The organism is Pseudonocardia sp. (assembly GCF_025965585.1).
GTDB lineage: Bacteria > Actinomycetota > Actinomycetes > Mycobacteriales > Pseudonocardiaceae > Pseudonocardia.
This window is the reverse complement of sequence record NZ_JAOPWR010000361.1, coordinates 1-9,087: the sequence shown is the minus strand read 5'-3', so window position 1 is coordinate 9,087 and position 9,087 is coordinate 1. Positions and strand designations below refer to the sequence as shown.

Annotated in this window: 11 protein-coding genes; 7 read left to right on the top strand and 4 right to left on the bottom strand. The window is 72.8% G+C overall.

Annotation, left to right across the window (positions count from 1 at the left end):
* Window positions 1-27: 27 nt before the first annotated feature.
* The 4 genes from JWR81_RS22080 (at window position 28) to JWR81_RS22065 (ending at window position 2,351) form a co-directional block, all read left to right on the top strand.
* Window positions 28-819 carry an ABC transporter permease gene (locus JWR81_RS22080; RefSeq protein ID WP_297656242.1) on the top strand — a complete coding sequence of 264 codons (792 nt, stop codon included), beginning with the start codon at window positions 28-30 and terminating at the stop codon, window positions 817-819.
* On the top strand, window positions 812-1,567 hold the full coding sequence (locus tag JWR81_RS22075) for an ABC transporter ATP-binding protein (RefSeq protein ID WP_297656236.1): 756 nt from the start codon (window positions 812-814) through the stop codon (window positions 1,565-1,567). The genes JWR81_RS22080 and JWR81_RS22075 overlap by 8 nt, the downstream gene beginning before the upstream one ends.
* A 242-nt stretch (window positions 1,568-1,809) precedes the next feature.
* Entirely contained in the window at window positions 1,810-2,052 is a 243-nt protein-coding gene (locus JWR81_RS22070) for a hypothetical protein (RefSeq protein WP_297656233.1), read from the top strand.
* 29 nt (window positions 2,053-2,081) lie between these two features.
* Entirely contained in the window at window positions 2,082-2,351 is a 270-nt protein-coding gene (locus JWR81_RS22065) for a DUF3099 domain-containing protein (protein ID WP_297656231.1), read from the top strand.
* On the opposite strand, the gene JWR81_RS22060 is transcribed toward JWR81_RS22065, so the two are convergent.
* The 3 genes from JWR81_RS22060 to JWR81_RS22050 form a co-directional block, all read right to left on the bottom strand.
* The gene (locus JWR81_RS22060; RefSeq protein ID WP_297656228.1) at window positions 2,329-3,057 is read right to left on the bottom strand and encodes an LUD domain-containing protein; all 729 of its coding nucleotides are present in this window, start codon (window positions 3,055-3,057) and stop codon (window positions 2,329-2,331) included. The two genes, JWR81_RS22065 and JWR81_RS22060, sit on opposite strands and share 23 nt — an antisense overlap.
* Before the next feature lie 73 nt (window positions 3,058-3,130).
* Complete coding sequence (locus JWR81_RS22055) at window positions 3,131-4,594, bottom strand: LutB/LldF family L-lactate oxidation iron-sulfur protein (RefSeq protein ID WP_297656216.1); 1,464 nt, start codon at window positions 4,592-4,594, stop codon at window positions 3,131-3,133.
* Between the two features lie 37 nt (window positions 4,595-4,631).
* Window positions 4,632-5,369, bottom strand: a complete 738-nt coding sequence (locus tag JWR81_RS22050) for a (Fe-S)-binding protein (RefSeq protein ID WP_297656213.1) — start codon at window positions 5,367-5,369, stop codon at window positions 4,632-4,634.
* Between the two features lie 58 nt (window positions 5,370-5,427).
* On the opposite strand from JWR81_RS22050, the gene JWR81_RS22045 reads away from it, so the two are divergent.
* Window positions 5,428-6,117, top strand: coding sequence for a FadR/GntR family transcriptional regulator (locus JWR81_RS22045; protein ID WP_297656210.1), 690 nt, complete (start codon window positions 5,428-5,430; stop codon window positions 6,115-6,117).
* Here JWR81_RS22045 and JWR81_RS22040 read toward each other — a convergent pair.
* Window positions 6,093-7,175, bottom strand: a complete 1,083-nt coding sequence (locus JWR81_RS22040; protein ID WP_297656239.1) for a LacI family DNA-binding transcriptional regulator — start codon at window positions 7,173-7,175, stop codon at window positions 6,093-6,095. The two genes, JWR81_RS22045 and JWR81_RS22040, sit on opposite strands and share 25 nt — an antisense overlap.
* 205 nt (window positions 7,176-7,380) lie before the next feature.
* On the opposite strand from JWR81_RS22040, the gene rhaI reads away from it, so the two are divergent.
* Window positions 7,381-8,550, top strand: a complete 1,170-nt coding sequence (rhaI, locus tag JWR81_RS22035; RefSeq protein WP_297656207.1) for an L-rhamnose isomerase — start codon at window positions 7,381-7,383, stop codon at window positions 8,548-8,550.
* Window positions 8,551-8,636: 86 nt separating this feature from the next.
* Window positions 8,637-9,087 (top strand): class II aldolase/adducin family protein (locus JWR81_RS22030; RefSeq protein WP_297656204.1); only part of this gene is annotated, 451 nt, incomplete at its 3' end.

Below are 9,087 nucleotides of genomic sequence, written 5' to 3'. Positions count from 1 at the left end.
CGGGGGCCCGCCTCGCGCCCACCCGCGGTGTGGGGCGCGGGCGGCCGGGATCCGGCGCGCGGGGGCGGGTCGTGGGTGGGGCGCGTCGCGCCGCCGCTCGTGCTCGTGGTGGCGGTGCTCGTGGTCTGGCAGTGGTACGTGGACGCCTACGCGGTGCGGCCACAGGTGCTGCCGTCGCCGCTGCGCGTGGTGGAGCAGGGGTGGGCCTACCGCGACCAGCTGTGGACCAACACCCTGCCCACCCTGCAGGTCACCGTCGTCGGGTTCGCGGTGTCGCTCGTGGTGGGGTGGGGGCTGGCCGTCGCCGTCGACTTCTCGCCGTGGCTCAAGCGCGCGCTGACGCCGCTGCTGGTGGTGTCGCAGACGCTGCCGATCATCGCGATCGCCCCGCTGCTCATCATCTGGTTCGGGTTCGGGCTGCTGCCCAAGGTGGTCGTCATCGCCCTGGTGACGTTCTTCCCGATCGCGGTGGGGCTGATCGAGGGGTTCGCCGCCACCGAGCGCCAGGCCACCGACCTGCTGCGCAGCATGGGTGCGTCGCGCTGGGCGCAGTTCCGCTACGTGCGGCTGCCCGGCGCGCTGCCGCGGTTCTTCACGGCGCTGCGCATCGGCATCACCTATGCCGTGACCGGCGCGATCTTCGCCGAGTACGTCGGCGCCACCGCGGGGCTGGGGATCTTCATGAACCTGCAGAAGAACTCCTTCCGCACCGACCTGGTGCTGGCCGCCGTCGTGGTCACGGCGGTGCTGTCGGTGGCGCTGTTCGCGCTCACCTACGCGGTGGAGCGCCTCGTGATCCCGTGGAACCGGCGTGGCTGAGGCCCGCCTCGGCGTCGACCACCTGGTCAAGGCCTACGGAGCGCTGCCCGTGCTCGACGGCGTCGCGTTCGGCGTCGTGCCGGGAGAGTTCGTGTCGGTGATCGGGCCGAGCGGGTGCGGCAAGTCGACGCTGTTCAACGTGATCGCCGGGCTGGAACGCCCCGACGCCGGGCGCGTGCTCGTCGACGGCGAGGACGCCACCGGCCGCGTCGACCCGTTCGCCTACATGCCTCAGCAGGACCTGCTGTTCCCGTGGCGCACGGTGCTGGCCAACACGACGCTCGGCCTCGAGGTGGCCGGGGTGCCGCGCCGGGCGGCCCGCGAGCGCGCCCGCGCGCTGTTCCCGACGTTCGGCCTGGCCGGGTTCGAGGACTCCCACCCGGCCGAGTTGTCCGGGGGCATGCGGCAGCGGGCGGCACTGCTGCGCACGGTGGTGCAGGACCGCCCCGTGCTGCTGCTCGACGAGCCGTTCGGTGCGCTGGACTCGCTCACCCGCACCGACATGCAGACCTGGCTCGCCGACGTGCGCGGCCGGTTCGACTGGACGGTGCTGCTGATCACCCACGACATCCGGGAGGCGGTCTACCTCTCCGACCGCGTGGTGGTGCTGGGGCCGCGCCCGACGTCGGTGCGGCACGAGGTGACGGTGGACCTGCCGCGTCCGCGCGATCTCGCGACCACGACGTCGACGCGTTTCTCCGAGATCACGGCGGAGTTGCTCGGGATGCTCACACAGAACGCTCTGTGAGTACCCACGCACTTCATGCGCGATATCCGCGGGCCCCAGGCGGGAATGGCGGTGGTGAGCGCGAAGCGGCCGGGGCGGGCTTGACTGCCCGAGCTACACCATCTGCCGAATTCGGTAGCAGTTCCGCAGGGCCATGTGGAACAGATCTCGCCAGCTGTCCATCGGTGTTTCCGCGTTTCTCAGCCGGTGCGCGGACGACGACCGCGAGTGCCGGAAGCGTGTGGCCCCGGTAATCTGGGCGGGTGCAGGTGACGCGCAGCGCGCGCAAACACGGGATCGGGCGCGAGGAGATCCGCGGGGTCCTCGCGGCCCCGCTCCGCACGGTCGTGCAGGGCGTCGACCTGCTGCACATCGGCCTGACGCCGCGCCGGGACCTCATCGAGGTGGTGGTCGCCCCAGGCGACCCCGTCACCGTGCTGCACGCGATGCGGCTGCGGCCGGCGAACTACCATCACCTGACCGGTCCCGGACTGTCCGCGCCGTAGCGGGCGCTGGATCCCGTGGAGGTTCCGCCATGTCCGAACACCCACCGCTCATCACCGACGCCGCCCCGTCCTTCGACGAGGAGCAGGCCCACCGCCGCCACGTCTACGTCGCGATCATGCTGGTGCACCTCGTCGGCTTCGCGGTGTCGTACCCGCTCTATCTCTGGCATCCGTGGGCGGGGGCCGTGATGGTGCTGCTCACCGGGTTCCTGCCGTGGGCCGCGGTGATCATCGCCAACGGTGCGCCGCGGCGTCGCAGGGGAGCCGCGGACGGGCTCACCCCACCAGCACGACGATGAGGGTCCGCGGGCCGTGGACGCCCTCCACGCGTTCGAGCTCGATGTCGCTGGTGGCCGACGGCCCGCTGACGAACGTGGTGGGCCGGGTCGGCTCCAGCCGGGCGAGCATCTCCGGCACGGTCTGCACCACCTGGTCGGCGCGGACCACGCACACGTGGACGTCGGGCACGAGCGTGATCGCCCGGCGGCCCTGGTCGGGGGAGGCGTCCAGCGCGATCGTGCCGGTGGTGGCGCAGGCCGTGGCGCAGGCGGTGACCGCCGCCGCGTAGCCGTCGAGGTCGGTGGGGGAGAACCCGGCGTCCACCGTGCCGTCCGGCCACCAGCCGGCGGGGAGGCCGGGCGGGACGACCACCGGCCCGGTGATCCCGCTCAGCGCCGTGCGGATGGCCGCGTGGACGTCGGACGCGGGTGTCGGCCCGACCGCTGCGGTGCTGGTCGGGCTCCCGGACGGGGTGCCGGGCGACGGCGCGGGCGGGCTACCGCGGTGGGCGCCGGCGCTCCGGTCGTCCGTCCTCCCGCCGCGGGCGTCGATCACGGTGGCCTTGTAGTCGACGAGCCGGTCCACCAGCAGGTCGACCACCGCGTCCGTGCCGGGGGCGTGCTCACCGGAGCGGTGGTAGTCGCGAGGCACCTCGGGCGGCGGGGGGTTGCCGGCGGCGGCGTTGGCGCCGCGGATCCGGGCGAGGACGTCGTCGCGGGCGGTCATCGAGCGCTCCATGATCGTCGGCCGGGTGCATCGTCGGCCGTATCCGGCCGGGAACGCGCCAGGAGGGTGATCATCATGCCGAACCGCCCCGCTCGCGCGCCCACCACTGCCGGAACGTCTCCTCCGGTGGGCGGGGCACGTCCCGGCTCGCCGTCCAGGCCGAGAGCGGCGGGGGCAGCGTCGAGATGCGGCCCGTCGAACGGCCGAGCAGCCGCCCCAGCCGCGATGCCGTCTCCGCGGCGCCGAACCGGCCGGGCGTCGACATCACCCAGGACGCGGCCGCCATCGCCACGGCCTCGGCGCTCGGGACCCCGCCCCGGTTCGCGTCCACGTGTTCGGCGCGCAGCCGCACGAGCAGCGACGGGATGTCGATCCGCACCGGGCAAGCGTCGAAGCAGGCCCCGCAGAGACTCGACGCGTAGGGCAGCGATGCGTTGTCCTCCACGCCCGTGAGCTGCGGCGACAGCACCGCGCCGATCGGCCCCGGGTACACCGAGCCGTAGGCATGGCCGCCCGTGCGCTCGTAGACGGGGCAGACGTTCAGGCACGCCGAGCACTTGATGCAGTGCAGCGCCGCGCGCCCCACCTCGTCGGCGAGCGTGGCGGTGCGGCCGTTGTCGAGCAGCACCAGGTGGAACGCCTGCGGGCCGTCGCCGGGCGTCACGCCCGTCCAGGCCGAGGTGTAGGGGTTCATCCGCTCGCCCGTCGAGGAACGGGGGAGCAGCTGCAGGAAGACCTCGAGGTCCGCCCACGTGGGCACGACCTTCTCGATGCCCATCACGGTGATCAACGTCTCGGGCAGGGTCAGGCACATCCGTCCGTTGCCCTCGCTCTCGACGACGAGCAGCGTGCCGGTGTCGGCCACCCCGAAGTTGGCGCCCGAGATCGCGACCTTCGCCCGCAGGAACCGCTCGCGCAGGTGCTTGCGGGCGGCCATCGCGAGCCGCCGCGGCTCGGACGTCAGGTCGGGGTCGACGCCGGGGATCTCGCGCAGAAAGATCTCGCGGATCTCCGCGCGGTTGCGGTGGATCGCAGGGACCAGGATGTGCGAGGGCTGGTCGTGGCTGAGCTGCACGATCAGCTCGGCGAGGTCGGTTTCCTTGGCCTCGATACCGGCGGCCTCCAGCGCCTCGTTGAGGCCGATCTCCTGCGTGGCCATCGACTTGACCTTGACGACCTCGGTCTCGCCCGTCTCCTGCACCAGTCGCGTGACGATGGCGTTGGCCTCGTTGGCGTCGCGGGCCCAGTGCACGGTGCCGCCGCGGGCGGTGACCTCGCGCTCCAGCCGTTCCAGGTGCTCGTCCAGCCGTGCCATGGTGGCGGTCTTGAGCGCCGAGCCCGCGAGCCGGAGCTGTTCCCAGTCGTCCAGCTCGGCGACGACCTTCGCGCGCTTGTCCCGGATCGTCGACGTGGCGTGGCTGAGGTTGCGGCGCAGCTGGGAGTCGCCCAGCGCGTCGCGGGCGGCCTCGGGGAAGGAGCGGCTGCCGCGCAGGTGGCCGACGCGGCGGGGGGCGGGAACGCCCAGGAACGTGGTCATCGATGCCTCCTGGGGGTCGCACGGGTGGCGGAGCCGCTCATGCCGTGCCCTCCGTTGCGGCCAGGATCTCGGCCAGGTGCAGGGTGCGGGTGCCGGTCTTCAGACGGGAGAGGCCGCCGCCGATGTGCATCAGACAGGACGCGTCCCCGGCCGTCGCCACCTCGGCGCCCGTACTCAGGACGTTGTGCATCTTGTCGGCCAGCATCGCCGTCGAGGTGTCGGCGTTCTTCACCGCGAACGTGCCGCCGAACCCACAGCACTGGTCGGCCGCGGGCAGCCCCAGCAGCGTCATGCCGCGCACGTGGCGCAGCAGACGCAACGGCTTGTCGTCGACGCGGAGCATCCGCAGCGAGTGGCAGGTGGGGTGGTAGGTGACGCGGTGCGGGAAGTACGCGCCCACGTCCTCGACGCCGAGCACGTCCACGAGCAGCTCGGACAGCTCGTAGGTGCGACCTGCCACCGCCTCCGCCCGGGCCGCCAGCGCGTCGTCGCCGGCGCCGCGGGCGACCATCGCGTGCTGGTGGCGCACCGACCCGACGCACGACCCGGACGGCGCCACGACCACGTCGTAGGGCTCGAACACCTCGACGTGATGGCGCACCAGCGGCACCGCCTCGCGCTGGTAGCCGGTGTTGACGTGCATCTGGCCGCAGCACGTCTGGGCCGACGGGAACACCACCTCGTGGCCCAGCCGCTCCAGAAGCGCCACGGTGGCCTTGCCGACCTGCGGCGCGATGGCGTCGGCCAGGCAGGTGACGAACAGTGCGATCTTCACGAACACTCCCGGCTCGGACGGTCGATGTGGTCTTACCACAGGACGATAGGCTCCGCCGGTGCGCACCCACGAGCGTGTCATGGCCCGGATCGAGGCCGATCTCGCCGCGGGCCGGCTCGCGCTCGGCGATCGGCTGCCGGGGGAGCGGGTGCTCGCCGAGCAGCTCGGCGTCTCCCGCCCGTCGGTGCGCGAGGCGGTCCGGGTGCTGGAGGCGCTCGGCGTGGTCCGGACGGCCGCGGGCTCCGGCCCGGACGCGGGCGCGATCCTCATCGCCGACGCCGCCACCGGCATCGGCGCGGCCCTGCGCCTGCACGTGGCCACGAGCGGCGTTCCCGTCCGCGACGTCGTGGAGCTGCGGCTGCTCGTGGAGAGCTGGGGGGTGCGGGCCGCCGCCGAGCGGCCCGACACCGCGGGCCTGGACCGGGCCGCCGCATTCCTCGACGCCATGGACGCCTGCGGGCTGGGCCCCGATGCGTTCCTCGACCTCGACGGCGAGTTCCACGCCACGCTCGTCGGGACGGCGGGGAACGGGCTGGTCACGGCCATGATGAGCGGAGTGCGGGGGGCGGTGCGGGCGTACGTCCGGGCCGGGGCGCAGGCCGTCGGTGACTGGGACGGCATGGAGAGCCGGCTGCGCCACGAGCACCGGAGTCTCCTCGAGGCGGTGCGCGACGGCCGCGGGGACGACGCGGAGCGTGCGGTGCGCGCCCACATCGAGGGCTTCTACCGGGACTCCGGGGTGGGCTGAGCCGGTCCGCCACCGAGGAGCGGGGTGCCGGTCGTCGGACGGGGTGTCAGGGGGCGGCTCGGGCGCAGGCGCGTGGACGTGCGCACGACCAGCTCCGGGTCGAACACCACCTGCCGGTGCTCGTGCTCGGCCCCGCCGCGGGACTCGTTCAGCAGGAGCTCCGCGGCGGTGCGTCCGAGCAGGTGGCGGGGCTGGCTCACCGACGTCAGGGGGACGGCGGCGGCCTCGGCGAACTCGATGTCGTCGTAGCCGACGATCGCCATGTCCTCGGGCACGCGCAGGCCCAGGCGGACCATCTGCTGCAGGAGGCCGAGGGCGAGCAGGTCGTTGGCGCAGAACGCGGCCGTGGGGCGGCGGGCCAGCGGGAGGCCGGCGAGCCGTTCGCCGGCCCGGCGGCCCTCGGCGACGTCGAGACGGGACGTCTCCAGCACCGTCAGCGCGTCAGGGGAGAGGCCGGCGCGGGCCAGCGCCCGCTGCGCGCCGGCGATGCGGTCGCCGACCTGGCCGAGCGTGCGGGGGCCGCCGATGAATGCGATGCGCTCATGGCCGGTGTCGAGCAGGTGGGTGACGGCGAGGTCGCCGCCCAGCACGTCGTCGACGGTGACGGAGCAGTGGCCCGGACCCGCCCCCCGGTCCACGACGACGACGGGTGTGCCGCGCCGCGCGAGATCGGCGATCCGGGGGTCGCCCGCGTCGATGGGGGTGATCAGGACGCCCTCCACACGCTGCTGCTCCAGCAGGTCCAGGTAGGCGGCCTGGCGGTGGCGGTCCTCCCCGCTGTTGCACAGGTAGACCGCGAGGCCCTCGGCGTCGGCGGCGTCCTGGATGCCACGGGCGACGTCGGTGAAGAACGGGTTGGCGGCGTCGAGCACCACGTAGGCGAGCGTGCGGCTGCCGCCCCCGCGCAGCTGGCGGGCCGACTCGTTGCGCACGAACCCGAGTGCCTCGATGGCGGCCTGCACGCGGTGGCGGGTGCGCTCGCTGACCATCTCGGGCCGGTTGAGGACGTTGGAGACCGTGCCGAGGGAGACGCCCGCCCGGGCGGCGACGTCCTTCATGCTCGGCGCGATCGGTCCGGACACCCGGCCCCCTTGTGAAACGTACGCAAAACCAGCCATGGGGCCGATGTCGATCCCCGGATCGGGACCTTAGCGTCCCCGCCGCCGATCTGCGCGGGCGCTCTTGACGACTCGCCGACCCTCCCTCTAGGGTCGCCCGGGTCACTCTTTTGAAACGTTTCATAGGCCAGCTGGAGTCAACAGCGTGCAAGACGTCAAGCCTGCTCTCCGCGAGCAGCGCATCGAGACCCCGTCGTGGGCCTACGCCAACTCCGGCACGCGGTTCAAGGTGTTCGCGCAGGCGGGGGTGCCGCGAACGCCGCAGGAGAAGATCGCCGACGCGGCGGTGGTGCACCGCCTGACCGGCGTGGCGCCGACAGTGGCGCTGCACATCCCGTGGGATCGCGTGGAGAGCGGCCCCGAGCAGTGGCCCGGTCTCGCCGAGTTCGCCGCCGACCAGGGCGTCGGGCTCGGCGTCATCAACGCCAACGTCTTCCAGGACGACGACTACAAGCTGGGCTCGGTCACCAACCCCGACCCGCGGGTGCGCCGCAAGGCCACCGACCACCTGCTCGAGTGCGTCGACATCATGGACGCCACCGGGAGCCGCGACCTCAAGCTGTGGTTCTCCGACGGCACCAACTACCCGGGCCAGGACTCCATCCGCGCCCGGCAGGACCGGCTCGCCGCGGCCCTGCGCGAGGTCTACGACCGGCTCGGCGAGGACCAGCGGATGCTCCTGGAGTACAAGCTCTTCGAGCCGGCGTTCTACACCACCGATGTGCCCGACTGGGGCACCTCGTACGCCCACTGCATCGAGCTGGGCCCCAAGGCGGGCGTCTGCATCGACACCGGCCACCACGCCCCGGGCACCAACATCGAGTTCATCGTCGCGTTCCTGCTGCGAGCCGGGAGGCTGGCCGCGTTCGACTTCAACTCCCGCTTCTACGCCGACGACGACCTCATGGTCGGGGCGGCCGATCCGTTCCAGCTGTTCCGGATCCTGTTCGAGATCGTCTCCGCCGACGCGCTGTCGCCCGCGTCCGGCATCGCGTTCATGTTGGACCAGTGCCACAACATCGAGGGCAAGATCCCCGCGATCATCCGCTCGGTGCTCAACGTGCAGGAGGCGACCGCGAAAGCGCTGCTCGTCGACCAGGACGCCCTCGCCGCCGCCCAGGCCGCCGGCGACGTGCTCGGCTCGAACGCGGTGCTGATGGACGCCTACAACACCGACGTCCGCCCGCTGCTGCGCGATCTGCGCGAGGAGATGGGCCTGGAACCCGACCCGGTGGCGGCCTACCACCGCAGCGGCTACCAGCAAGAGATCGAGACCGCCCGCGTGGGTGGCCGGCAGGCCGGCTGGGGCGCGTGATCGGCGCGACGGACACCTGAGCACCCACGCGAGGGCCGTGATGTGGCCCTCGCCGCGATCATCCACCTGACCGGAAAGGAACCAGTTTGACCACGACGGGGACCCACCAGGCAGTCCACGAGCTCCTCACCCGGAGCAACCGGCTCGGCGCCGACCCGACCACCACCAACTACGCCGGGGGCAACACCTCCGCGAAGGGCTCCGAGACCGACCCGGTGACCGGTGGGCCCGTCGACCTGCTGTGGGTCAAGGGCTCCGGGGGAGACCTCGGCACGTTGAAGGAGTCGGGGCTGGCCGTGCTGCGGCTGGACCGGGTCCGCGCGCTCGTCGACGTCTACCCGGGCGTCGAGCGCGAGGACGAGATGGTGGCCGCGTTCGACTTCTGCCTGCACGGGCGCGGGGGAGCGGCACCGTCGATCGACACGGCCATGCACGGCCTCGTCGACGCTCCGCACGTCGACCACCTGCACCCCGACGCCGGCATCGCGATCGCCACCGCCGCCGACGGGGAAGCGCTCACCAAGGAGATCTTCGGGG

Coding starts and splice junctions, on each gene's coding strand:
- JWR81_RS22060 (WP_297656228.1), bottom strand. CDS start 3,057: ATGACCGCCCGCGACGACGTCCTCGCCCGGATCCGCGGCGCCAACGCC.
- JWR81_RS22065 (WP_297656231.1), top strand. CDS start 2,082: ATGTCCGAACACCCACCGCTCATCACCGACGCCGCCCCGTCCTTCGAC.
- JWR81_RS22055 (WP_297656216.1), bottom strand. CDS start 4,594: ATGACCACGTTCCTGGGCGTTCCCGCCCCCCGCCGCGTCGGCCACCTG.
- JWR81_RS22040 (WP_297656239.1), bottom strand. CDS start 7,175: ATGAAGGACGTCGCCGCCCGGGCGGGCGTCTCCCTCGGCACGGTCTCC.